The organism is Chitinophaga sp. Ak27 (genome assembly GCF_012726295.1).
Lineage (GTDB): Bacteria > Bacteroidota > Bacteroidia > Chitinophagales > Chitinophagaceae > Chitinophaga.
Window position 1 is genome coordinate 1 of the sequence record NZ_JABAOB010000043.1, and the last position, 205, is coordinate 205.

The 205-nt window shown below is 42.4% G+C and carries 1 rRNA gene; it reads right to left on the reverse strand.

The window, feature by feature from the left end:
• A 23S ribosomal RNA gene (locus HGH90_RS32335) occupies positions 1-205 on the reverse strand; the annotation flags it as partial.

Here is a 205-nt window from a genome sequence, read left to right on the forward strand (position 1 = left end):
TACGGCGATAAGATTTTTCATCTTATTTATCGTTACTTATGCCTACATTTTCTTTTCTAAACGCTCCAGCATGTCTCACAACACACCTTCGATGCAGTTTAGAATGCTCCCCTACCGTCTAGTATTTGCATACTAGGCCTAAAGCTTCGGTTATATGTTTGATGCCCGATTATTTTCCGTGCCCAAACCCTCGACCAGTGAGCTG